Source organism: Aequorivita sp. IT1183 (assembly GCF_058068265.1).
This window is the reverse complement of the sequence record NZ_JBYRHS010000005.1, coordinates 22,172-46,575: the sequence shown is the minus strand read 5'-3', so window position 1 is coordinate 46,575 and position 24,404 is coordinate 22,172. Positions and strand designations below refer to the sequence as shown.

General features: G+C 35.5%; 28 protein-coding genes and 1 pseudogene. 11 read left to right on the top strand and 18 right to left on the bottom strand.

Going from position 1 to position 24,404, the window contains the following annotated elements; all coding sequences use genetic code 11:
- Window positions 1–20: 20 nt before the first annotated feature.
- Entirely contained in the window at window positions 21–461 is a 441-nt protein-coding gene (locus AC3RVF_RS10735; RefSeq protein WP_489693356.1) for a DUF4270 family protein, read from the bottom strand.
- A 235-nt stretch (window positions 462–696) separates the two neighbouring features.
- Here AC3RVF_RS10735 and AC3RVF_RS10730 point away from each other — a divergent pair, with 235 nt between their 5' ends.
- The 4 genes from AC3RVF_RS10730 (at window position 697) to AC3RVF_RS10715 (ending at window position 3,930) form a co-directional block, all read left to right on the top strand.
- Complete coding sequence (locus AC3RVF_RS10730) at window positions 697–1,701, top strand: Kelch repeat-containing protein (RefSeq protein WP_489691993.1); 1,005 nt, start codon at window positions 697–699, stop codon at window positions 1,699–1,701.
- Between the two features lie 113 nt (window positions 1,702–1,814).
- On the top strand, window positions 1,815–2,192 hold the full coding sequence (locus AC3RVF_RS10725; RefSeq protein WP_489691992.1) for a DUF4907 domain-containing protein: 378 nt from the start codon (window positions 1,815–1,817) through the stop codon (window positions 2,190–2,192).
- A 241-nt stretch (window positions 2,193–2,433) separates the two neighbouring features.
- A complete protein-coding gene (locus AC3RVF_RS10720; protein ID WP_489691991.1) occupies window positions 2,434–3,195 on the top strand; it encodes a sensor histidine kinase in 762 nt (253 codons plus the stop codon).
- Window positions 3,196–3,930, top strand: coding sequence for a LytR/AlgR family response regulator transcription factor (locus tag AC3RVF_RS10715; RefSeq protein ID WP_489693355.1), 735 nt, complete (start codon window positions 3,196–3,198; stop codon window positions 3,928–3,930).
- 442 nt (window positions 3,931–4,372) lie between these two features.
- Here AC3RVF_RS10715 and AC3RVF_RS10710 read toward each other — a convergent pair whose 3' ends face one another.
- Window positions 4,373–4,693: a hypothetical protein gene (locus tag AC3RVF_RS10710; protein WP_489691989.1), complete on the bottom strand. Its 321-nt coding sequence runs from the start codon at window positions 4,691–4,693 to the stop codon at window positions 4,373–4,375.
- 169 nt (window positions 4,694–4,862) lie between these two features.
- On the opposite strand from AC3RVF_RS10710, the gene AC3RVF_RS10705 reads away from it, so the two are divergent.
- A complete protein-coding gene (locus AC3RVF_RS10705; RefSeq protein ID WP_489691988.1) occupies window positions 4,863–5,333 on the top strand; it encodes a GtrA family protein in 471 nt (156 codons plus the stop codon).
- 3 nt (window positions 5,334–5,336) lie between these two features.
- On the opposite strand, the gene AC3RVF_RS10700 is transcribed toward AC3RVF_RS10705, so the two are convergent.
- From AC3RVF_RS10700 to AC3RVF_RS10670, 7 genes are all read right to left on the bottom strand, one after another.
- Complete coding sequence (locus tag AC3RVF_RS10700) at window positions 5,337–6,134, bottom strand: carboxypeptidase-like regulatory domain-containing protein (RefSeq protein ID WP_489693354.1); 798 nt, start codon at window positions 6,132–6,134, stop codon at window positions 5,337–5,339.
- 228 nt (window positions 6,135–6,362) lie between these two features.
- Window positions 6,363–6,995: an arsenate-mycothiol transferase ArsC gene (locus AC3RVF_RS10695; protein ID WP_489693353.1), complete on the bottom strand. Its 633-nt coding sequence runs from the start codon at window positions 6,993–6,995 to the stop codon at window positions 6,363–6,365.
- Window positions 6,995–7,885 (bottom strand): arsenite methyltransferase, encoded by an 891-nt coding sequence (locus AC3RVF_RS10690; protein ID WP_489693352.1) that lies wholly within the window; start codon window positions 7,883–7,885, stop codon window positions 6,995–6,997. Before AC3RVF_RS10690 ends, AC3RVF_RS10695 begins: the two co-directional genes overlap by 1 nt.
- A gap of 39 nt (window positions 7,886–7,924) precedes the next feature.
- Entirely contained in the window at window positions 7,925–8,254 is a 330-nt protein-coding gene (locus AC3RVF_RS10685) for an ArsR/SmtB family transcription factor (RefSeq protein ID WP_489691984.1), read from the bottom strand.
- An 86-nt stretch (window positions 8,255–8,340) separates the two neighbouring features.
- Window positions 8,341–8,901 carry a hypothetical protein gene (locus AC3RVF_RS10680; protein WP_489693351.1) on the bottom strand — a complete coding sequence of 187 codons (561 nt, stop codon included), beginning with the start codon at window positions 8,899–8,901 and terminating at the stop codon, window positions 8,341–8,343.
- Entirely contained in the window at window positions 8,901–9,362 is a 462-nt protein-coding gene (locus AC3RVF_RS10675; RefSeq protein WP_489693350.1) for a GNAT family N-acetyltransferase, read from the bottom strand. Before AC3RVF_RS10675 ends, AC3RVF_RS10680 begins: the two co-directional genes overlap by 1 nt.
- A gap of 97 nt (window positions 9,363–9,459) precedes the next feature.
- On the bottom strand, window positions 9,460–11,202 hold the full coding sequence (locus AC3RVF_RS10670) for a T9SS type A sorting domain-containing protein (protein WP_489693349.1): 1,743 nt from the start codon (window positions 11,200–11,202) through the stop codon (window positions 9,460–9,462).
- A gap of 354 nt (window positions 11,203–11,556) precedes the next feature.
- Between AC3RVF_RS10670 and AC3RVF_RS10665 the strand changes: the two genes are divergently transcribed.
- A complete protein-coding gene (locus tag AC3RVF_RS10665; protein ID WP_489691980.1) occupies window positions 11,557–12,336 on the top strand; it encodes a LytR/AlgR family response regulator transcription factor in 780 nt (259 codons plus the stop codon).
- A 3-nt stretch (window positions 12,337–12,339) separates the two neighbouring features.
- A complete protein-coding gene (locus AC3RVF_RS10660; RefSeq protein ID WP_489691979.1) occupies window positions 12,340–13,446 on the top strand; it encodes a sensor histidine kinase in 1,107 nt (368 codons plus the stop codon).
- Here the strand turns inward: AC3RVF_RS10660 and nhaA are convergent.
- The gene (gene nhaA / locus AC3RVF_RS10655; protein ID WP_489691978.1) at window positions 13,443–14,780 is read right to left on the bottom strand and encodes a Na+/H+ antiporter NhaA; all 1,338 of its coding nucleotides are present in this window, start codon (window positions 14,778–14,780) and stop codon (window positions 13,443–13,445) included. The genes AC3RVF_RS10660 and nhaA overlap by 4 nt on opposite strands.
- A 264-nt stretch (window positions 14,781–15,044) precedes the next feature.
- Between nhaA and ffh the strand changes: the two genes are divergently transcribed.
- The 3 genes and pseudogenes from ffh to AC3RVF_RS10640 all read left to right on the top strand — a co-directional run bounded on the left by ffh (window position 15,045) and on the right by AC3RVF_RS10640 (window position 17,716).
- A complete protein-coding gene (ffh, locus tag AC3RVF_RS10650) occupies window positions 15,045–16,373 on the top strand; it encodes a signal recognition particle protein (RefSeq protein WP_489691977.1) in 1,329 nt (442 codons plus the stop codon).
- Between the two features lie 59 nt (window positions 16,374–16,432).
- Window positions 16,433–16,795: pseudogene (locus AC3RVF_RS10645) on the top strand (four helix bundle protein).
- A 39-nt stretch (window positions 16,796–16,834) separates the two neighbouring features.
- Window positions 16,835–17,716, top strand: coding sequence for a bifunctional 5,10-methylenetetrahydrofolate dehydrogenase/5,10-methenyltetrahydrofolate cyclohydrolase (locus AC3RVF_RS10640; protein ID WP_489691976.1), 882 nt, complete (start codon window positions 16,835–16,837; stop codon window positions 17,714–17,716).
- A gap of 25 nt (window positions 17,717–17,741) precedes the next feature.
- On the opposite strand, the gene AC3RVF_RS10635 is transcribed toward AC3RVF_RS10640, so the two are convergent.
- From AC3RVF_RS10635 to AC3RVF_RS10605, 7 genes are all read right to left on the bottom strand, one after another.
- Window positions 17,742–18,188, bottom strand: coding sequence for a YkvA family protein (locus AC3RVF_RS10635; RefSeq protein ID WP_489691975.1), 447 nt, complete (start codon window positions 18,186–18,188; stop codon window positions 17,742–17,744).
- A 59-nt stretch (window positions 18,189–18,247) separates the two neighbouring features.
- Window positions 18,248–18,733: a DCC1-like thiol-disulfide oxidoreductase family protein gene (locus AC3RVF_RS10630; RefSeq protein ID WP_489693348.1), complete on the bottom strand. Its 486-nt coding sequence runs from the start codon at window positions 18,731–18,733 to the stop codon at window positions 18,248–18,250.
- Between the two features lie 14 nt (window positions 18,734–18,747).
- Window positions 18,748–19,788 carry an AI-2E family transporter gene (locus AC3RVF_RS10625; RefSeq protein ID WP_489691973.1) on the bottom strand — a complete coding sequence of 347 codons (1,041 nt, stop codon included), beginning with the start codon at window positions 19,786–19,788 and terminating at the stop codon, window positions 18,748–18,750.
- A complete protein-coding gene (locus tag AC3RVF_RS10620) occupies window positions 19,785–20,213 on the bottom strand; it encodes a VOC family protein (protein WP_489693347.1) in 429 nt (142 codons plus the stop codon). The genes AC3RVF_RS10625 and AC3RVF_RS10620 overlap by 4 nt, the downstream gene beginning before the upstream one ends.
- 112 nt (window positions 20,214–20,325) lie before the next feature.
- Complete coding sequence (locus AC3RVF_RS10615; protein ID WP_489691971.1) at window positions 20,326–20,511, bottom strand: hypothetical protein; 186 nt, start codon at window positions 20,509–20,511, stop codon at window positions 20,326–20,328.
- A 90-nt stretch (window positions 20,512–20,601) separates the two neighbouring features.
- A complete protein-coding gene (locus AC3RVF_RS10610) occupies window positions 20,602–21,168 on the bottom strand; it encodes a hypothetical protein (protein WP_489691970.1) in 567 nt (188 codons plus the stop codon).
- A gap of 51 nt (window positions 21,169–21,219) precedes the next feature.
- Window positions 21,220–22,749, bottom strand: a complete 1,530-nt coding sequence (locus tag AC3RVF_RS10605) for a helicase HerA-like domain-containing protein (protein WP_489693346.1) — start codon at window positions 22,747–22,749, stop codon at window positions 21,220–21,222.
- Window positions 22,750–22,892: 143 nt separating this feature from the next.
- Between AC3RVF_RS10605 and AC3RVF_RS10600 the strand changes: the two genes are divergently transcribed.
- Window positions 22,893–23,522: a 7-carboxy-7-deazaguanine synthase QueE gene (locus AC3RVF_RS10600; RefSeq protein ID WP_489693345.1), complete on the top strand. Its 630-nt coding sequence runs from the start codon at window positions 22,893–22,895 to the stop codon at window positions 23,520–23,522.
- Between the two features lie 79 nt (window positions 23,523–23,601).
- Here AC3RVF_RS10600 and AC3RVF_RS10595 read toward each other — a convergent pair whose 3' ends face one another.
- Entirely contained in the window at window positions 23,602–24,141 is a 540-nt protein-coding gene (locus AC3RVF_RS10595; RefSeq protein ID WP_489691967.1) for a DUF2911 domain-containing protein, read from the bottom strand.
- Between the last annotated feature and the right edge of the window lie 263 nt (window positions 24,142–24,404).

Sequence of the window (24,404 nt, the reverse complement as noted above, 5' to 3'; positions counted from 1 at the left end):
AAAGTTCCCAGCGCCGCCGCCTATGTAGTAATGGTGGTAGTATTATAATAACTATCATCCTTCGGTTTAATATTTGCCAAAACTCTTTTTACATTAAAAGTTTGCATTGGAATGGTATCATTATAATAATACCCATCGTAATTTAATATCAACGCAATTGAATCGAAAACAGCTTCTGAAGGAATGTCATACCCGGTTGGAACAAATTGTACAAAACTTTCACTTGCAGAATTTCCAAATATGGGATCATTATATGAACCAACAAGAAGTCTTGCGGGGCTGCCATCTGAAACTATAAGTGAATCGAATTTAAAAGTTCCTGCCTTAATTGTTAAAGTATCAATAAACAGTAAACGGGTATCACTGTTAATCAAGCTTCCACCAACCACCAATGATTCGTCTTCATTACTGCAGGATATAATAGCAAACAATAGAAAGCAAATACCCAGAACATATTTCATAGACTTTTTTTGGCAAACCTATTTTTTAAATCCCCCAACGAGAAATTAATTATACCAAGCCCTTAATTTGAATGTAGTAGAGGCGAAAAGTATCTATGAAACCGTATCTAAAGTGTTGGTAGATAGAATTTGTCTCTATGTAGAGAGATAAGCTCTATCCGTCCAATATTTTTTTTAGAATTGAAGAGAGATTCTACATTCGCCAATAAAATTGTTAGGAAAATATAAAATAACTATGGCAAAATTTAAGAACAAAAAAATAAATTATCAATACGCTTTAATACCACTACTGCTATTTATTATGTCCAGCTGTTCATCTGATGATGATACAACTCGAGGAAACTGGATAGTACGTTCTGTATTTGACGGCGCTCCACGAAGCAGCGCAACCTCGTTTGTTATTGATAATAAAGGGTATATGGGTACAGGCTATGATGGCGATGATTATCTTCAGGATTTCTGGGAGTATAATATGGATGGAGACTATTGGGCTCAAAAAGCCGATTTTCCCGGAATTGCCCGCAGTTCTGCCTCCAGTTTCAGCATTGGCTCAATAGGTTATTTAGGAATAGGTTACGACGGAGATACAGCGAGTGAATTATCCGACTTTTATGAATACAATCCTGCAACCAATACGTGGACGCAAAAAAATGATGTTGCAGGTGGCGCTAGAAGAGGAGCAGTTTCCTTTTCAATTGGCGATGCTGGTTTCCTTGGCACTGGTACTGACGGGGATAACGACAAAAAGGATTTTTGGAAATACACCCCCGCAACCGATGAATGGTCGGAAGTAATAGGCTATGGAGGTTCAAAACGTCGCGATGCCACGGTTATAGTAATCAACAATAAAGCTTACATAGGTACTGGTGTAAGTAATGGAATATACCTCGACGATTTTTGGGAATATGATCCCACAAATGAATCTTGGACTCGAAAAAACGATTTGGATGTAGATGATAACTATGCAATAATGAGGTCTAATGCGGTTTCATTTACAATAAATGGTTATGGATATCTTTCGTGTGGGTATAATTTAGGGGTTACTTCCACAACCTGGGAGTATAATCCTTCTTCAGATTTATGGGAATCAATTACCGGATTGGAAGCTAGTAATCGTCAAGATCCAATAAGTTTTTCAACAGGTACTAGAGGATTTGTTTCACTTGGCAGATCGGGAACCCTTTATTTAGATGATGTTTATGAATTATTCCCACAACAATATTATAACGAAGACGACTAATAAATTTTTATAACAAGTATTCCTTTGATTAATATCCCAAGGATTTCTCGATGTTTTACAGTAGATGGTTCACAAAGAGATTTTCTTGGGTTTTTTAACAATACTCACTTCAAATGAAAACAAGAAAATATATTATAGTTTCTTTAATGGCTATTGCAGTTGCACTAACCTATTTTGGCCTTAAGAACCCAGAAGCAGCTATAATAGATAAAGACAGTACTATTAGTATTAAAACCATTGTACTTAAAAATGGTTTTGGATACCAACTAATGAGAAATGACAAAATTCTTATAAAGCAGGAAAATATTCCTGCTGTAAAAGGAAAACAACTTTTTTGTTCTGAAAAGGATGCCAGGACAATTGCTGAAATAATTAAAAATAAAATTGAAAATAAAGAATCGCCAAGTATCTCTAATTTAGAGATAGCAGCGAGCAATATTTCTTTAAAATGTCCACAAAACATCAAAGATGATATCGTTCCTCAAACGTAACCGCACTTTACTACTACATATTATCACGTGGCTTTTATTTATTGCCATATTTATTTTACAAGAATATTATGGCAGAGGTAAAATTTCCGTCATATTTTTTATCAATATTTTCCTAAATATCCTGTTCTTTTACATAAACTACCTCATATTTATTCCTAAGCTCTTAATTAAAAAAAAAATCCTAATTTACTTAATTAGCATCACGGTTTTGTTAGTGATCTCTGGTATTATATTTAATATTTTGACATATTATTTTCCGCCAGATTTTATAGTCGATAAAGGATTTATCAACGATAACAGACCCAAACCAAGATTAATAGGATTTCCAATTATAATTAATCTTTCATTCTTAATTATTGGTACCGCAATTAGAATGTATGTTGAATGGAACCGAAATGAAAACAAAAAAGAGGAAATTGAGAAATTAAGTACAACAAGTCAATTACATTTTTTGAAGAATCAGATAAATCCACACTTTTTTTTTAATTCCCTAAATACCATTTATTCCTTAGCTACAAAAAAATCTCCCGATGCGCAAGAGGCCATAATTACGCTCTCGGACCTTATGAGATATATGCTATACAGAACTAATAAACACTTTGTTCCCCTACAGGAAGAACTCGATTATATTAATAATTATATGGTACTGCAGCGATTAAGAATAGCCGATAACAGTAATGTTTCCATAAATATTTTTGGCAGTGTTGCCAATCAAAAAATATGTCCATTAATTTTAATTTCATTTATTGAAAATGCGTTTAAATATGGTACTGACTATAAAGGGAACACTGAAATTAAAATAATCATTAATATTGAATTAAGCCAGTTGCACTTCTCCTGTGTAAATCTAGTGGGCTCTGGTAGAAAAGAAGATGTAAATTCAGGAATCGGACTTAAAAACACAATGGAAAGATTGAACTTGCTTTATCCAGAAAAGCACGAATTAACTACCAATGAAGAAAATGGTAAATTTATTGTTGACCTAACTTTAAAACTCAATTAAATGAAATGTTTAATAATCGATGATGAGCCTTTGGCAATTGAAGTCATTGAAAATTACATAACTAAGATTGGGGGTTTAACAATCGTAGACAAATGTACCAACCCCTTTCAGGCTATTGATGTTTTAAGTAAACATAAAATAGACTTAATTTTTCTTGATATTGAAATGCCAAACATATCTGGTATAGATCTCGTAAAGTCAGTTGAAAATCTTCCATTATTTATTTTTACCACTGCTTATCCCGAATACGCCTTAGAGGGTTTTGATCTTAATGCAGTAGATTATCTAGTTAAGCCCATCCCCTTTCATCGTTTTATAAAAGCGGTATCCCGTGCAAAAGAAAAATTTGAGACCGAAAACCAGTCCACACTAAAAAACTTAATTTCTGCAAAAAATAGTGACCCTAAAAGAGAAAATGAGAGGGATTTTATTTTTGTAAAAGCAGAGTATGAAAACCAAAAAATCAATTTAAATGATATAAAGTATATTCAGGGGCTTAAAGACTATTTAAAAATTCATCTTACAACTTCCACAAAACCATTAATACTTTTATCAAACTTCAACGATATTTTAAATAAGTTACCCGAAAATACATTTATCAGGGTTCATCGCTCCTACATCGTGAATATTTTTCATATAAATGCGCTGCAAAAAACTAAAATTATCATCGAGGACTACAAAATTCCTATAGGAGATACTTATAAAAAAGGAGTAATAGAAAGATTGGGGATTTAAACAAAGATGGATGTTGCATCTTCATTTTTGTAGCTGCGAAAATGGAAATTCCAAATTATGGCAATAGATTTGTGCAGGAAAATTGGCGCTTGGCGCAGCGTGCGGCTTGAAGCGGCGAAAGCAACCAACATCTTTTTTGTTCCAAATTAATTGAGCCGCGTGCGAATCAGCAAGGCTAGCGAGTTCGTATCTTTCGGAAGTATAATTTATTAATATTTATTGGAAATTTTCAATTATTACAGAGGAGTGCTATAAATTCGTATACGCTGTTGGCAATAGTTTTTATTCCGTTTTATTTTTTTGTTCAGTTAATTCGTCGTCAATCATTTTCTTTTCAGCAAGACGTTCACCTTTCCAAAAAAATCGTTTTCCAAATTCCCTTAAATGTTTATGCCATTCAGAATCGGTTGTCAATTAACCTTTTCCTTTATTTCCCATTTCTCTATTCTATTGGGTTTTCTACTTGACTTATTTCTCTCAAAACACTTGCTAGTCTATCGAAGTCAACAAATGTGGCAACTCTGTCTTTATCAGTTGTCAATTTTTTTAATTCCATTACATCGTCTTGTAAGTCACCTTGGTCAATTTCAGATGCAGAAAACCAATCTTCAGGTTTCTCAAACTTATTCCACTTTTCGGTTGGAATCAGTCTGTAAATTGTTGTTTTTAATTCCATTTCAGCATCAGAACTGTATTCCGTTTCGAGTTTCTCAATAACTCTTTCGAATAATGTTTTTAGTTCTGAAACTTTAATTGTCCTCATTTGTTTTAATTGTTGCCAACATGTGGATAAAGGCCATTATTGCGTTTATTCCCCTTATATGGTTATATTGTTCAATTCCAAATATAAGTTTTTTAAATACATATTCTATAGCCGCACCAAAAGCCTAAATCCAAAAAGTTTATCCTTAAATTTGCCCGCAATTCAGAATATGAAAAACAGTATCATTAAATTAATTGACGCCTTTTACTTTTTATTTCGGCGATTTCTTCCGTTAAAAACATATCGTTATGCGGTGTGTGGCGGCGGCAATTTGGTTTTTGATATTATTCTCTACTTTATAGTTTACAATTTCGTCTTTGTAAAACAGAATGTCGATGTGTATTTTGTAGTGCTAAGTCCGCATATTGCTTCCTTGTTTTTTGTTTTCCCAATAACTTTTGTCACAGGATTTTTACTTCAAAAATTCATCACTTTTGAAGCTTCAAATTTGCCGTGGAAAGTTCAGTTTTTTAGATATATTATTGTGGGAATGGGAGCTTTGGTGCTAAATTATATTTGCTTGAAAGTATTTGTAGATGGTCTAGGGTTTTACCCAACGCCGTCTAAAATATTAGCCACTTTTATTGTCGTGGCATACAGTTATTTACTTCAGAATAAGTTTAGTTTTAAAACTGTTTGATAATTACTGCTTGCTCAATTGCAACCGATATTCTTCGCTTTTTGCCTCTAGAAATTCAATAATTTCGATGCTGCTTTGCTTCATTACCGTTTGATAATCGGGATCGTCTTCGCAGAAAAATATAAAGGAATATACCTTTAACCTGTCTATTCGTAGTCCATCTGTAAAATAGCTTTCAGGAAATTTATCGAGAAGCGTTAGTGTAAGTGCCGCTGTTTTCTCGAATTCTAAATGCTTTTTCAACATTTTTGTTCTGCCCGAAAGCATATTTACAAGCGCATCAACGGGGCCAGAATTTGCGGCATATAATTGCCTTCGGATTTTAGTTAGTTGCGGTAAATCTGCGTTGGGCAAGCCAATGGAAGTGGCGGTAATTGGTTTCTGAATAGGAATTATATTAGCATCTGTTCCTAAATAGCCAGTAAGTGCCCGCCGTAAAGTTACCGTGCTTAATTCATTCATTTTCTCGCTGAGGTTGATAACAATTTTTTTGTTTTTTAGCTGTTCTTCGCCAATAATTAGTGTTGTGCTCTTAATTTGAATAGCAGAAATAGAAAGGGTGTCGTTTACAGCAACCGCAATCTGAAACTCTCCATTTGCAGCGGTTACAGTGCCTTTATTAGTAGAAAGGTTAAAAATATTTATGCCTTCAATCTCAATATCGTCTGCGGTATTTACTTTTCCTTCTAAGTTTGCCCTTTGCGAAAACATACTGTTTGAAGCGAAAATTAGCAATATAATAAGTATCCTTAAAATTGTAGCTTGCTTTCGGAATAGGTTTGTTGAGTCGTTTTGCACCATTTAAAACTATGATTAGTTGTAGCCTTTAAAAGGTAAAAATGCGGGAAGTTTATTTTATAAAATCTATTTTTTCTAATATTTAACTTAAAGTGAATAACAGCAGTCAATTTCCCAATTCGTATTCCGCTTGAGATTTTGATAATTCGAAATTATAAGAGGGGTTTTGCTTATATAAATGTAAAACTTCACCGCAGTTTTATAATAATATATTATGTGCAATTGTGAAGATTAATTTGAAGCCAGACTTTCAAAAACATATTTCATTTCAGTCGCAATCTGCTCGCTACGTTCCATATAAATTTGTTTTTGTAACGATGTGCCGTCAGAACTTTTGGGGTCTTCATAGGTTACAGGAATCCGTTTTTCTGAACCTGTAACAAATGGACAGCCTTGATCGGCTTCGGAGCATGTCATTATTGCCGCAAAACCACTTTGCGGATTCGACTCGTCGTCATATTTTTTTGAAAAGCAAGGAATAGCCGGTAAACTTTCTGAGTAACTAATTTTATATACGGGATTGCTAGCTTCATTTTCTTTGGAAATTTTAAAGCCAACGTTTTCCAAAGTAGAAACCACCATTGGGAAAAGGGCAGTGGCCTCCGTTCCGCTAGAAAAGCATTCAATATTTTGAAAATTAAAATAGGCCGCCGCAGTTTGCGCCCAAATTTGCGCAAAATGACTTCGCCGTGAATTGTGGGTACAGATAAAATTGAGAAGAATGGGTTCGCTTTGCGATGCTTTACTATTTATATAATCAATCAAAGGTTTTAGCAACCCTTTCCGTTCTTCCGAAAGGGTTGCCGCATCCAATTTTTCAATATAATATTTTAGATCTTCGTACAAACCTGGATTGCTTTTCATTAACAGCACCCGGAATTTGGAGCACAGCTAGAACCTTCTTCCTGTAATTCCACCATTTTTAGTTTCGGCTTGTCTGCTTTTGTTCCAGGCTTTTCAGCATAAACAGTGATGCTGAAAATACCCGTTTCTGCATTGTTGAAAGTTTTAACTTCTTCCGAAGAAAGATACTTTTCAAGAATGTCATTTGGGATTACGATAGGTTTCTCTTTTTGAATTTGAATATTTTGAAAACCTGCGTCTTTTATAAATTGTAAGTACTCCGTTTTTTGAACGGCACCTGCAACGCATCCTGCGTACATTTCTGCATCTTCTTTTAAAGCTTCGGGTAAGTTTCCTTCTAAAACAATATCGGAAATGCTAAAATGCCCGCCCGGTTTTAAAACTCTGCTAATTTCAGCAATTACTTTTTGCTTGTTCGGCACCAAATTTAAAACACAGTTGCTCACTATTACGTCTGCAACGTCATTGCTTACTGGCATTGCGTCTATATCTCCTTCGCGGAATTCTACGTTATTAAAACCTAATTTTTCTGCGTTTGCACGGGCTTTTTCTATCATTATTGGCGTAAAATCTACACCTATAACTTTTCCTTCGGCACCTGTTTCGTGTCTTGCTACAAAGCAATCGTTACCAGCGCCCGAACCCAAATCGATTACGGTATTGCCTTTTTCAATTTTCGCAAATTGCGTAGGAAGACCACAGCCCAATCCTAAGTCTGCATCTTCTACATAACCGCCCGTTTCAGAGTAGTCGTCCATCATAATATTGTACACTTTATTTGAAGGCGTTGTTGCACCACAACATGAAGCAGCGTTTTCAGCTTTGCCCTGTTCGGCAATTTTAGCGTAACGGTCTTTAACAATGTCTTTTAATTCTTGTTCGTTTTTCATTTTTTGAAATTTTTGGGTTGTATTTCAGTTTAAACTTTTTTAACAACAGGTTTCTTTCGAAATATCTTGGTCTAAAAACTGCATAATTACTTTCTTCATTTTGGTCCAATTTTCTGTATCTATACAATAACAAATGCTAGTGCCATCAATACTTCCCTTAATCAAGCCAAGGTTTTTAAGTTCCTTTAAGTGTTGACTAATTGTAGGTTGAGCCAAGCCAATTTCTAGAACCAAATCGCCACAAATACAAGTGTCTATTTTGTATAAATGCTGAAGAATTGCGACTCTCGCGGGATGCCCAAAGGCTTTAGCAAAAGTTGCAATCTGGTTCTGTTGGTCTGTAAATATTTCAGTTTTAGTGATTCCCATAATTGTTATATATGTTCATTGCAATATTACGATTAAAGAATGATTTTATTGCAGTAGTTGAAGTTTTTTTTTCAAGGATTAGTGAATTAAATCTTCAGCAAATTTTCAAATGTTTCAAAATGATGCGCTTCAGTTCTAAGTGAAATGGTTAAAACGTCATCCTTCAGAATAATAGAATAAACTTCGCCAGACTGAAAAAGATGTTCCAAAATAGGGTGTAGTTTGTTTAAAAGAGTCGCTTTATTTTCCGTGCCACGGATAACGTACTGTTTCAATCCGTAGAATGGTTTTGAATCATTAAATAGCTTCTTTATAAATTCAAAGTTTCCTTTTTTAGTAATAGCAAATTCTGAATTAAAAGAGCCCGCCATTGGAGTTGACCACTCAACAAGGGTAAGCAGGTTTTGTTTTTTGGAAGAAGGAATCAAGTTTCCTGTGGAAGTGTATGTGGCTTTTTTATATTTTAACTTCCAAGGCATTGGAGCCAATATTTTACCTTGAATAAAATAAGACCAAGCATTGTAATTGCCTTTTACACTACCATTTTTACTAGCTATGTAGTTTTCAAATTCTCTACAGAAATCTTGGTTTATTTTATAAAAAGGAGAGGTAAGTTCGGAAGAAGCAGCGTTAGATTTCAGCTTCATTAGATAATCTTTTTTAGTAATTTCTCAAAACAAATACTTTTTTCAACCCCTTTATATTGCCCGTAGTTTTTAGAAATTTGATAGTCACATTTTTTATAAAGCGCAATTGCTTCGGGTTGCTTAATGCCTGTTTCTAAAATACATTTAGTATTGCCTAATTCGGTAGCCCAAGTCTCTAGTTCTTTTAAAATTGCAACCGCAACTCCCTTTCCACGCTGCTCTAGTGGCACAAACATCCTTTTCACTTCCATGGTTCCAGCTGCAAACTGTTTAATGGCGCCGCAGCCAATAGGTGTGTTGTTTTCATCAAAAGCAACGATTACATGTTTTATGGAATCTAACTTATTGAATTGGTCGTAAAAAGCATGGTCGTCGCCATCACGAATGGCGAGCTCAACATCAAGGTGCTTCACCAAAGCAATAAAATCTTGATTTTTAGAATCTGTACGTAAAAGCTTCATTGGAGTTCTCTTTCGATGCAGTGAAGATAAAAAAACGCGTCTAATTTTCACTTAGAAAATCGAACGCGTTCATCTAAAATATAGAAATAGTAGATTTTTATTGAATGATTATTTTTTGAGATGTTGTATTGTTATTGTTTGTTATGTTGAGAACATATTCACCAGCACTTAGATTGCTCACATCTATTGTAATTGAATTTTCAGAATTATTGATTTGCTCTTTTACTTTACGAGCATTTAAATCGAAAATTTCCACTGTAGAATTAATTTGAGATATTGGAAAATTGATTACCAAAATATCTTTGGTTGGCACAGGATAAACTATGTAACCTTGTTTAACTGGAGAATTTGTGCCCAATTGTATTCCGTTGCCTTCAACTACCAAGTAAGTATTATTTTCCTCGATATCAGTAAAAGTTTCCACTGCTCCCGAAGGCCATTCAATTATTACTTCAGAAACAGTTGTAGCATCGCCCAATCCAAAATGGTTAGTAAAACTGTTTTGGCTACAATAACCGCTTGCGGCCTCAATTTGGCGGGTTTGCCAAACCTCATTCCCGTTTATAGAGGCTTTTATTTTAACCTTTGCGCCAACCGCAGAGCCATTTGATGGATTTCCAGCACAGCGAATTTTTATCCAATTATTTCCACTTCCTGTATTTTTAAATAACGAATTGTTCTGGTTTTCGTTAAGTGTATTAGCCAAAATAACATCCATCCAGCCATCATTGTTATAATCGCCAAAGGCACAACCGAAGGTGTTTCCTTGATGGTTTGCCAAGGCACCGTTTGTGATTTTGGTAAAATTGCCGTTTCCGTCATTTATAAAGAGTGAATTTGTAACCTGCCCTGGGAAATATGCGTTACAAACCAACAAATCTAAATCGCCGTCGTTATCAACATCGGCAAAAGCAGAGCCAAAAGAGCTTCCGGTTTCTAGCGCAATTGCAGAATTTGTTTGTTCTATAAAAATCCCGTTTTCATTTATAAAAAGCTGATTGTTTTGTCCGTCCCAATTCGCCACAAAAAGATCGAAATCTCCGTCGTTGTCAACATCTGCCCACGAGCTGCCAGCAGAATTCTTCCCGTTTTGTGTAATAGAAAGATTTGTAATTTGGGTGAAATTATCTGGGCCATCATTTTTGAAAAGTGAATTCTTGGCATTGTTTTCATTCGCAATAAACAAATCACTGTCGCCATCGCCATCGTAATCTATCCAGTTAATAGAGCGCGAAGCTAGAGTTTCACTAGTAATAGACAAGCCAGTTACCGCTTCAAATGAGCCATCACCTTGGTTCTCAAAATAAAGATTTCGGGTTGAAACTACGCTGTTTGTAACGTAAGCATCTAATAATTGGTCGTTGTTGAGATCGATCCAATTTGCCATTTCGGAATACGTTAACGGAATTCCAATGGCGTTATCGGATTCGTATGTAAAAGTGCCGTTGCCATTGTTTCGGTAGAAATAATTTTTTTTCCCTGTGCCATTTCTTCCGTAGGTTACAACTACAGCGTCTAAATCGCCGTCGTTGTCAACATCTGCAAAGCTCGCGCCATCTGAGCGGTCATTGTCCAGAACAATATCGTCGTCATTTACAGTAGTAAAAGTACCGTCGCCGTTATTAATATAAAGCATGTTGTTCTGGCCAGAGGAAGGGCCATTAGTAAAGAATATATCGTCCCATCCATCGCCATTTACATCAATAAAATTTGCACTTCGCGAGGCAGAGGGTGTTGTTGTAATGTCTTGAAAATTTTTTTCTTCAAATGATTGTGCCCTTGTTTTTGGGATGAAAAATAAAGAGGCGCCAAGGATAAAAAGCAGTAATGATCGTGTCATAATTAATGGTTTTTGAATTTGTTTTAAACGGTTACAAGCGTTTTGTAAATGTGAAATTAACACGAAATCTCACTGAAGTATGGGGTTATGTTGTGAACGGAAGAATATTGTTTTGAATCACCTTTTAATTGTTGTAAAAATTAATTCGATATTTAAGTTTTCAAATCGCAAAGCTGAAAACCAACAGTTAAATAAAATGATACAAACAGCTCAATCTTTGATGTGAATCTCCTAAATAAGGGTTTGAAAGATGGTAATTTTGAAATGGATAATTACAAATTCATTAAAATGATTGCTAGGTTTGCTACATTTACTTTTAAATATCTTTAAAATCTAAATTGATTACTCCTTACAATGAATATTAGTTGCCTAATAATTGATGATGAACCTTTAGCAAGAAAACGTTTGCTCACTTTGGTTGACGAAATAGAAGATTTGCAATTGCTCGGGCAATGTAAAACAGGAAAGGAAGCAATTTCGGCTATAGAAAGCTATAGGCCAGACCTTATATTTTTAGATATTCAGATGAAGGATATGAGCGGTTTTGATGTTTTGCAAGAGTTGCATATTTCTAAAAAGCCAATGGTGATTTTTGTTACTGCTTTTGACACTTACGCTGTAAAAGCTTTTGACACCTTGGCACTTGATTATTTGTTGAAACCCTATAAAAAAGAACGTTTTCGACAAGCCGTTGAAAGAGCAAGACAACAATTTAAATCTAAATCTGAAAACACTTTAGAAACTAATTTTCAGAAGTTATTGCAATATATTGAAGATGGAAAAACTAACCATAGAACTGACGATTTAAATAGTAAACTTCCTGTAAAGACTGGCAATACCGTTTCATTTTTAGAATATTCGGATATACAATACATTCTGGCCTCTGGGAGTTATGTTGAAATCTGTACACTCGATAAAAAACATGTGCTTCGCGATTCGCTTCAAAATCTTATGGATCATATGAAAAGCAAAAAAATGCTCAGAATTCACCGCTCCACTATAATAAATACCAATTTTTTAGAGAAAGTAATTCATTCAAATTTTGGTGAAATTGATGCACAAATGAAAGATGGTTCACTTTTCAGAGTAAGTAAAAGTTATCGAAAAGATTTCCAAAAAATTATTGGAGTTTAAACAATGCTGAAAAAATACATAGATATAAAGCTTCTTAAATACTTAGCTATTTTTTACACCATTGTGGTGATATTGGTGCAAATAAAAAAGAGTTATTGGAAAGTTAAGGGCACGAGCAGTTACGGCCCTTTAAGTTGGGGGGAGTTGTTTAGTTATGGCGTTTTTGTAGATTGGATAGTAGTGATTGTTTTTATGGCTTTTATAAGCTACATCACAAAATTAATGTTTGAAAAATGGGGCGCAAAAGGGTGGAAAAAAATTATTTGGGTACATCTTTTCTTCTCCTTTTTTATTGGCTATTTTATTTTTGCAGTAACTGCTCTCATTTCAATAATTGTAGGTGACATAGCTTTGTCTCAGGCTTCGCGATATCTTTCTTTCAATCAATTTATAGCAGTGGTGGAGCTTAATTTCTTGGTGTATTTTGCAATGATAGGTATAATAAATGTCTATTACTACATAAAAAAAGTGCAGAATATTGAGCTTCAAAAGGCTCAAATTGAAATTCAGTTAGCGACATCTAAACTAAATATACTCAAGGCGCAACTGCATCCACATTTTATTTTTAATACGCTAAATAGTATTTCGGCCTTAATTGAGATCGATAAGGAAAAGTCGCAAAATTTAATTGCAGATTTTGGTGATTTGTTTCGTGATATCTTAGATTTTAAAGACGAGAATTTAATAGCACTTCATAAAGAAATAGCGCTTCTCGATAAATATATTTCAATAATATCTGTTAGATTTTCAGACCATCTGTCTATTGAAAAGGATATTAAAAGCGATGTAGAAAATGAATTAGTACCACATATGCTTTTACAGCCAATAGTTGAGAATGCTATAAAACACGGGTATGGATATAATACCACGGAACTAAATATAAATCTGAAAATTTATAAATCGTCTAACTACCTAAATATCGAAATTTATAATGACGGAGAGCTATTAAACGCTTCCTTTAAAAAGTTACTTCAAGCAGGAACGGGTTTAAAAAACACACAAGACAGATTAAATTCGCTTTACGGAAACGATGTTTATTTTACAATTGAAAACGCCGAAGGTAAAGGCGTTTTCACTGTAATAAAAATTCCTTTGAAAAAAGTGATTTAATCTTCTACTTGTTTGCGATTAGGATTGTGATTAAATCCTCCCTTAACAGTATTAAAACGAAGAATACTAAAACCAATTATAGCAGAAAGAGTAGACCCAATAAGGATTCCAATTTTAGCAGAATCTATATACTCTGGACTGCTATTAAAGGCGAGGCTAGCAATAAATATAGCCATCGTAAAACCTATACCTGCCAAGAATGAAACACCCACGATCTGTTTGTTGGAAATGTCTGACGGCACATCTATAATTTTTAGTTTACGGGCGGTAAATATAATTGCCGAAATACCAATACTCTTTCCTAAAATAAGACAGATTATAATGTTTACAATTAAAGCATTTTCCAATCCGCCGTCACTAGTAAGGGCTACCCCAGCATTGGCCAAAGCAAAAACAGGGATTACCAAATACGCCACCCAATTGTGCAGCTTATGCTCTAAATGTTGCAAGGGTGAGCGGTATTTATTTCCCCAACCTTCCAAGTCGTCAATTAGGTGCAATTGTTCAGAAGAAAGTAGCGGTTTTTGAAGGACGGTACTTTGTTTAATGTTACCAACGATTATTTCTAAATGATCTGTAAACTCGTGTGTACTTATTTTTTGACGAACGGGAATTGCAAAAGCCATTAATACTCCGGCTAGAGTAGGGTGTAAGCCAGCTTTTAAAAATAAAAGCCACACAATAATACCAGCAATAATGGTTATAAATTCTGAATAAAGCCCTTTATAACTCATTAAGTAGATTACAGCTAAAAGTCCTAAAGCGGCTGCTAAAAGTACCAGATTTAAGCTACTACTATAAAATACTGCAATAACGAGCACGGCGCCTAAATCGTCAACAATTGCAAATGCTGTTAAGAATATTTTTAAACTTAAGGGCACTCTATTGCCAAGCACTTTTAAAATTGCCAAAGAAAAAGCAATGTCAGTGGCCATTGGTATTCCCCAGCCTTTTAAGGTGTCTGGATTTTCGTTTAAAACAATGTAAAGAATTACTGGCAAGGCAATTCCGCCTAGTGCTCCAAATAGCGGGAACATTACCTTTTTGGTTGTGTTTAGCTCGCCAATTAGAAACTCTCTTTTAATTTCAAGTCCAATTAAAAAGAAGAAAATAGCCATCAACCCATCATTCACCCAAAGTAGCAGCGATTTTTTGAGTTCAAAACTATCAGTAATCACGCCTATTTCATATTGCCAAAAAGATTGATAACTATCGGCGAAGGCAGAATTTGCCCACACTAAAGCAATAATTGTAGTTGCCAACAGCAATATTCCGGTAGAGCTTTGGAGGTTGACGAATTTTTGAAAAGGAGAGAGTACTTTTTGTTTTATCATATTATATTTTCGAAAGTGCAATATACCAAAATCGGCAGAATTTATTTAGAACATACAGCCGTGAATTCATTTCAGAAAAATTTTAAAATTCTTCAAATATTGTTGGTGAAAGCTTCTAAACCGAAGCATAAATGATGAATAATGAAAAAAACCCAATGCTCAACCAAGTCGAAGCACTGAATACTGCCTACTTTTTTTTATCTTTGCACCGCGAACTCCGAAGCATTTATAAAGGGGGTCAACTATTAAATAGAAAGTAAGAATATGTTCGATAATTTAAGCGATAAGCTAGACAAAGCGTTGCACGTACTGAAAGGTCACGGCAGCATTACCGAAGTAAACGTAGCCGAAACTTTAAAGGAAGTACGCCGCGCCCTTTTGGATGCCGATGTTAACTTTAAAACTGCTAAGGAATTTACCAATACAGTGAAAGAAAAGGCTTTGGGTCAAAACGTATTAACTACGTTGCAGCCAGGTCAGTTGATGGTGAAGTTGGTAAAAGATGAGCTTACTGAATTGATGGGTGGCGAAACTGCCGGAATCAATTTAAGCGGCACGCCAACGGTAATTTTAATGTCTGGTCTTCAGGGTAGTGGTAAAACTACTTTCTCTGGAAAACTTGCCAATTATCTAAAAACAAAAAAAACAAAAAAACCACTTTTGGTTGCCTGCGATATTTATCGTCCAGCGGCAATAAACCAATTGCACGTGGTTGGTGATCAAATAGGCGTTGAAGTTTATAGTGAACCAGAAAATAAAAATCCGGTTAAAATTGCACAAAACGCCATAGCATACGCTAAAGAAAACGGCTTTAATGTTGTAATTGTCGATACTGCTGGTCGTCTTGCCATAGATGAGGCAATGATGACTGAAATTGCTGACGTTCATAAAGCAATTGCTCCGCATGAAACACTTTTTGTAGTTGATGCAATGACAGGGCAAGATGCTGTAAACACTGCAAAAACCTTTAATGAAAGACTTAATTTTGACGGGGTTGTACTTACAAAACTAGATGGTGATACTCGCGGGGGTGCTGCAATATCTATTAAAAGTGTAGTAGACAAGCCGATTAAATTTATTGGTACAGGCGAAAAAATGGACGCCATAGACGTGTTTCACCCAGCCCGTATGGCCGATCGTATTTTGGGGATGGGAGATGTTGTGTCTTTGGTTGAAAGAGCACACGAACAATTTGACGAAGAGGAAGCCAGAAAACTTCAAAAGAAAATTGCGAAGAACCAATTTGGCTTTGACGATTTCCTTACCCAGATTCAGCAAGTTAAGAAAATGGGAAGCATGAAAGATTTGGTGGGAATGATTCCCGGCGCCGGAAAAGCGTTAAAAGATGTAGATATTGATGACGATGCTTTTAAAGGCATTGAAGCAATAATTCACTCTATGACCCCAGCCGAAAGAACCCAGCCTACTGTAATAAACGGAAGTCGAAAAAAACGAATTGCTTCAGGAAGCGGAACCAGCGTTCAACAGGTAAATCAGCTGTTAAAACAATTCGAACAAATGAGCAAAATGATGAAGATGATGCAAGGTGGTGGCGGAAGAAAGATGATGCAAGCAATGGGGAAGATGCGTTAAAATAAGTTGCAGTATTCAGTGGCAGTAGGTAGTTGTTTCTGTTTTAAGTTTAGTTAAATATGAGTTTCAAAACTTTATTGGCGTATCAAAAAGGATTTGCTCTTTCAATGGAAATTTTTGAAATCTCCAAAACCTTTCCCAAAGAGGAAACTTTTTCACTTACTGACCAAATTCGATGAAGTTCTCGTTCTGTCTGTGCCAATATTGCTGAAGCTTACCGAAAAAGAAAATATGAAAAGCATTTTATCAGTAAGTTGACTGATAGTGATGCAGAGAATTCTGAAACACAAGTATGGTTACAATTTGCTATGTTTTCGGGGTATATTTCAGTTGAAATAGAAACTGATCTCAATAAAAGAAGTGAAGAAATAGGCAGACTAATAAATTATATGATTGATAATCCTGGCAAATTTGGAGTTTGAGTTACTGAAAACTGCAACTGCCACTGAATACTTTTACAAATGACAATTTTAGACGGAAAAAAAGTAAGCAACGATATTAAAAACGAAATCGCAGCCGAAGTTGATAAAATGAAGGCTAATGGCGAAAAGGTGCCGCATTTAGCAGCTATTATAGTTGGCGATGACGGTGCTAGCCTTACATACGTGGGCAGTAAAGTGCGGGCTTGCGAACGCGTTGGATTTGAATCTACGCTTATAAAAATGCCACATACTACCAGTGAACTGGAATTGCTGAAAAAAATAAAGGAACTTAACGATGACGACAATATTGATGGGTTCATCGTGCAATTGCCACTGCCTCCTCAAATTGATACGCAAAAAGTATTACTTACCGTAGACCCTTCAAAAGATGTTGATGGTTTTCATCCGGAAAATTTCGGAAAAATGGCGTTGGATATGAGTACGTTTATTCCTGCAACTCCATTCGGTATTCTTGAATTGCTTCAACGATATGAAGTGGATACAAAAGGAAAGCATACAGTTGTTATTGGCCGTAGCCACATTGTTGGCCGACCGATGAGTATTTTAATGAGCCGTAGAGGTTGGCCGGGAAATAGTACCGTGACCCTTACACATAGTAACACAAAAAACATTGCACAAATTACTACCCAAGCAGACATTATTATCTCAGCATTGGGCGTTCCAAATTTCTTAAAAGCCGAAATGGTAAAGGACGATGTAGTAATTATAGATGTAGGAATTACTAGAGTTGAAGACGTAAATCATCCCAAAGGTTACGTTATTACTGGCGATGTAGATTTTGAAAACGTTAGTAAAAAAGCATCTTTCATCACACCAGTTCCAGGAGGAGTAGGGCCAATGACTATTGCCATGCTATTGAAAAATACATTACTAGCGCGGGAGCAACGAAAAGCTAATTAGAAAATTTAATTCGATTTGACTGATTTTAAGTAGATTCTGATTCTCCTTCTTTTAATCTCCAGTCTAAATATTTATGCAGGTCGGTTTCAATCCATCCCATACCAATGGAAAGAACTGCCAAGTCATCAATATAACCGATGCCAGGAATAAAATCTGGAATTAAATCTAATGGATTAAAAACGTACAATAAAGCAACTGCAATAGTTGCGATAGTAAACCATGGCACATGTGGATATTTGCCTTTTTTCACATCCTTAAGCATGGCAAACATAATTTTCCCTAATTCTGCGTATTTGCGCAGGGGCCCTGCATTGCTTAGTTTTTTTGAAATAGCTTCTTCATTGTCCATTACCAATTCAATTTCGTGATCTTGAATTTTGGTAACTTTTTCTTCTACATAACTTTCACTCACTTTGGAGTCCATCATAGCTATATTGGATAATTTCTTATCTTTCTTTTTTCCGAAAAACATAGTTTATTGTTTTTATTTTAAAAGTAATAAATTGAAAAATGAATACTTTTAAAATTATGTTATAAAAATTTCAGTAATACGTAAACTATTGAAAATATAAAAAGTAACAACAGAAACCAATACGGTTTTAATTCTTCCGGATTTTTTCCGAAGAAGAGCTTTGTAAGCATAAACATAAAACTTCGATGCTTTGCTATAAAATTGTAAGTGTGGTCGCTAACATTCGTAAACCAGTTGTATTCTCTGTACCACTTATGCCAGCGCGATGTGCTATCTTCAAAATAAGTAAAACTTTTATAGGCAGAATCGGGACCGCTATATATTGTGCCGTCTGTTTCAATGAGGCGTGATGCTTTTTTAAATTCTTTTAAAGGTATGTCATTAAAGTATTGAGCAACTTCCTGAAATGTTTTATATTCAATACGATCTTCGGTTTTAGAATGCCAGCGCGTAATCCAATATTTACAAAAACCACATTCGCCATCCCACACCATCATTGGTTTTGTGGTGGGAGGAAAGGCCGTTTTTTCAATTTTCGAAAACATATATATTGTTATTATTACAAACTTTCCAGCTTCGTAATACTATCTTCTTTTCCGTATTCTTTCCTATAAATACGAACGATAACTATAAATAGACTAATAAGTAGCGGGCCAAAAATTAAACCTATAAAACCGAATAACGGCACCCCAACAATTACCCCAATAAGTGTAATTAATGGGTGAACGTTATCTAATTTCTTCAAAACATACAGCCGTATTATATTGTCTGTGGAGCCCACAACCACAAAACCGTAGATAAGTATTCCCCACGCTTGAAAGCTGTGACCGGTGGACAGTGTTAGTACGAATACGGGAAGAATTCCTATTAAGGTTCCCACAAAAGGAATCATACTACCAATGGTAACAATTACGAACCAAAAGAAGGGATCTTCAATACTAAAAATTAAGAATCCAATTAGCGCCACGACACCTTGTGCTACTGCCACCAACGGAATTCCTAAAGCATTGGAACGCACCATCGTTTGAATTTCAGCGCCAATTTCTTTGAGGTTTTTCTGATCCATTGGGATATAATCCTTTAATGAGCCGCGTAATTCCTTACGGTTTGTAAGCATATAATAGAGCATAAAATACATTAGCCCAATTGCAATAAATGCGTTAAATGTTCCTCCTGCAAGACTTTGTAGATTCTCAGAAATCCACCCAGTAATTGCTGATGTGTCAATTTGAGAGCTTAAATCGTAGCCAAATTTATCTTCAATTGTCCCGAGTTGTTTCTTAAAGGCGCGAACAACTTCTTCAGAATTTTGAACTGCTTCACCTATCTTATTTGTAAGCATTAAAACAATACCTGCAACGGGAATAAGTATACCCACAAAAGAGCATAACATAAGTACTGTTGCGGCTAGGGATGGGTTCCAATTTTTTTTATTCACTAGTGTAGACATCCACTTTCGCATTAAAACATAAATGGTAATGGCTCCTAAAACACCCGTAAGATAAGGCAGCATTTCCCTAAAAATAAGGCTGCCCATCAGGATTACAAGCAGAATAACAAATACTTGTCGAATTATTTGAGGGGGTATTTCTTTAATCATTTTGCGAATAATTGTGTTAAATCTGCGAAGGCTTTAAATTCTAGCGCGTTTCCCGCCGGATCTTTAAAAAACATGGTAGCTTGTTCTCCCACCTGTCCTTTAAATCGGACGTAAGGCTCAATGATGAAGGTAACGTTTTTTTGTATTAGTTTTTCAGAAAATAGTTTGAAACTCTCCATATCTAGCACAACGCCAAAGTGTGGTATTGGCACATCTTTACCGTCTACCGGATTACTGCTTTTATCTTCTTCAGATATTTTTTCTTTTAAATGAATTACAAGCTGATGACCAAAAAAGTTATAATCTACCCAATGATCGCTGCTGCGACCTTCGGGAAGTTCAAGTGTGTTGCTGTAAAAAGCTCGGCAACGTTCCAGATTATCTACAGGAATTGCCAAATGGAAAGGTCTTAATTGGTTGCTCATTAATTATTTCTTAAAGCGTGAATGAGTTCGTCTTTAATTCTTGGATTTGCCATAACAATGGGTTTAAACATAGAAAACCCTTTGCAAAACAAAGGGTTTTTGTAATTAATATTTATGTTTCGTCTGTGTCTTTTCGGCGTTTTAGGAGTCCGATACCGGCAAAAAAGAAAACTATTCCAAGAATAATCAAAGCCCAAGGACTCATTCCGATGTCCATACTTCCGAACACACCAAGAATTCCCATTACCAAACTAATTCCGCCAGCAATGGTTAAAATAAAACCTAAAATCTTTATCATAATTAATCGAATTTGATGGTTAATTGGATTAAAATTAAAGTAAAAGGTTCAAGTACTAACGCACCTTAACAAAATCTTTGCAGGAAAAATTTATTCACTAGCAGCTTCCCAGCCAATCATAAAATATTTAATTGGCGCATCATCTGGTATTTGACTGGCTTCAATTTCAATATTCATATCGTAGCGAAGTTCTGCCGGAAGGTTTTTCTTATCGATGGTTAAATAAACATCAGTTTCCTTTAAGAAAATCACCACTGCGTTAATAGTAGTTTCTATGTTATCGATAGTGTAATTGGCCTTTACGTCTTTAAAAGTACTTGCAGTATTTAAGCCTTTTTCAGTTTTGTAACGTGAATCGAAAACCTGAATATTAGTGATTGTTGAGTTAGGATCGTTTTCATCATTAGGAGATAACAGTAAAAGTTTTACTCCGCCTTTTTCATAAATTTCTACTTCACCTTGTGTTTCCAGCGCATTGGGAGATGAATTTATTTTTACTATAGAATCTTCTGCAAAAATGGAGTCTATTTGTTTGATTTTTATTTCCTTGTTCAAGTTTCCGATAGCGCCATTGTTGATTGCAAAAGGATCAGTATTTTTTCCGCATTGAACAAAAGCAAGTGAAACTATTCCAATTATTAAAAGTGTCTTTTTCATTTATTGTTTTTAGTTATTTATATTTAAAATTAATTTTATTAATTGCTGAAATTACCGCATCATTTTCCCTAAAATGCCCAAAACACTGCGTATTACAGTGGGGCTAGATAGTGTTTTTATCCACGGGTTTGAAGTGCTCCTGCGACTTGAACTTCTACTAGAACTGCTAGTTCGCCTTACAGATTCTTTTTCTTTTTGTGCTTTTTCCTTTGCTTCTTCTTTGTTAGCTATCTCTATTTTTTCAGTCAGCATTTCGTAAGCACTTTCGCGGTCTGTTACTTCGTTGTACTTCGGAATTAATTTTGACACTTTCAATAAGTCTTTCAATTCACCATCGGTCAGCACATCCATTCTGCTCATAGGCGCACGAAGCATGGTGCGCGCTAGCGGTGTTGGGATTCCTTTTTCGTTAAGGGCACTAACTAACGCTTCTCCTATTCCTAAAGACGTTAAAACCTCGTCTGTTTTATAGTATTCAGAGATTGGGTAATTTTCCGCAGTCAGTTTAATTGCTTTTCTATCTTTTGCCGTAAAAGCTCTAAGCGCATGTTGGATTTTTAACCCCAACTGACTTAAAACAGCGTCTGGCACATCTGTTGGATTTTGAGTTACAAAATAAAGTCCAACCCCTTTTGATCGAATTAATTTTACAATACTTTCTATTTGATTGAGCAGTGCACTACTTGCTTGATTGAAAATTAAATGGGCTTCGTCTATAAATATAACAAGCTCTGGTCTTCCGCTATCGCCTTGTTCAGGAAACGTGGCGTAAATTTCTGCCAAGAGGCTAAGCATAAATGTTGAAAAAAGCTTCGGTCTATCTTGAATATCTGTTAGTCGAATTATATTGATATAACCTCTTCCGTTTTCATCAATTCGAAGTAAATCGTCTGTATCAAAAGATTTTTCACCAAAAAACAAATCGCCGCCCTGTTGTTCCAATTCTACAACTTTCCGAAGTATTGCGCCAGTGGAAGAAGATGAAACACGACCGTATTCTGCAGCAAATTCATCTTTGCCCTCATCGGTAGTGTATTGTAATATTTTTTTGAAGTCTTTTAAATCTAGCAGCGGCATTTTGTTGTCGTCGCAATATTTGAAGATAACCGAAACGATACCAGATTGTACATCGCTCAAGTCTAAAATTCTAGAAAGCAAAACAGGTCCAAACTCACTAACTGTAGCCCGAAGACGAACTCCCTCTTGGTCTGAAAGTGTAAGAATTTCGACAGGAAATTTCTTTGCTTCAAATGGAAAGCCAATTGCATTATGACGCTCTTGAATTTTAGGATGGTCAGCGCCAGGCTGTGCAATCCCGCTGAGGTCGCCTTTTATATCCATCATAAGTACTGGAATTCCTTTTTCAGAAAGATTTTCAGCAATAATTTGAAGCGTTTTTGTTTTTCCTGTACCCGTAGCGCCAGCAATTAGCCCATGGCGGTTTAGTGTTTTTAGAGGAATTTTTACGTATGCGTTGGTAACGGTTTCACCGTCCAGCATGGCCGCACCAAGATTTATAAAATCTCCCTTGGTGGTATATCCATTATTAATGTGTTCAAAAAAAGCCTCTTTGTTTACCATGGCACCTAATTTTGCTCAAAAGTAATAAATTATAGGGCACTAAGTTTTTTAAAGTATCAAATTCCAAGTAACTAAACATCTTTATTTGCAATTTGCTTCCCGATTAATTTAATTTAAGTTACAATTCGAGTACTTTTGCGCCCATGACAAATGAAGTGCTGGAATTGGTGAATAAAGGAGTGATGCTCCCTTTAATGGAAGAATTTTACACAATTCAAGGTGAAGGATTCCACAAAGGAACAGCCGCCTATTTTATTAGGGTAGGTGGATGCGACGTTGGTTGCCATTGGTGCGATGTAAAAGAAAGTTGGGATGCAGAATTGCATCCGCCAACGGCTATAGGCCAGATTGTTGAGAATGCCGCCAAACATTCAAAAACCATTGTTATTACAGGTGGCGAACCCTTAACTTGGGATATGGGCCCGCTAACAGAAATGTTAAAAGCGCAAGGCATGCAAATTCATATTGAAACTTCGGGAGCCTATAAACTAACTGGAACTTGGGATTGGATTTGTCTTTCACCCAAAAAAATGAAACTTCCCACTGACGAAGTTTATAAAGTTGCGAGCGAGCTAAAAGTGATTGTATTTAATAAAGATGATTTTCGCTTTGCAGAAGAGCAAGCGGCAAAAGTGAATAAAGATTGTATACTTTATTTGCAACCGGAATGGAGTAAGCGCGACAAAATGAGTCCGCTAATTGTAGATTACGTTATGCAAAATCCGAGATGGAAAGTTTCTTTACAGACGCATAAATACCTCAATATTCCCTAAAATATATTTCAAAATAAAAGCACCAAATTCCAGCTCTTTCGGAATTTGGTGCTTTTATTTTACGACTGTTGAAGTGTTACTACTTTTTGAATGGAATTTCTACATAATGGTCATCCCAACCTATCATTAATGTTGTCCCATCTTTTTCAGGTCGAAATATCATTGAAAGCGACTCGATAGGAGCTACAGCGTCTTTACATTCAACTTTAATGCGCGCAACATCCTTTTCTTTTTTGTAGCTATAAGCGCCCCAAACGTTGGTGTCGCTGTTTACAATAACAGTCCATTCATCTTCGCCAGGAATAGTATAAAGCGTATAAGTTCCGGGTTTCAAAACCGTTTTTCCGAATTTTAACGGGGTGTAAATTGTAAGTTCGGTAGCCTCGTTTGCACCGGTTCTCCACACTTCGCCGTAAGGCACCAAATCGCCAAAAATATCGCGTCCTTTTTTCTGAGGGCGGCTATAGATTACCCTAGCCAACGGTGGGCTATTTTTGTCTTGTATTGCCAAGGCTAAATCCATTGGAGAGGCATCCATCTGTGGAAAACTCTGTGCGTGTAAATTTTGAAAGGCAAGAGAAGAAATTATAAAGAATGTAAAAAGGAATATTTTTTTCATATAAGCTTATTTAAAGAGGTAATACAATTTTAGAATAGGACTACTTTTTAAGTTGAAAGTTTCATTTTCACTTAAAAAAATCACGAATAATATTTATAGCGAACATTTGTTTCGTCGAAAATAGTACACAACTATTACACCAAAATCCGAAACTATTCTAAAACGTCAAAAAAAGAACGTTTTTCCACAGTTATTTGTTAATAACTTATCACTTATAAAATACGTAAACCCCTAGTTTTATTGTGGGTTTGGTTATATTTGTT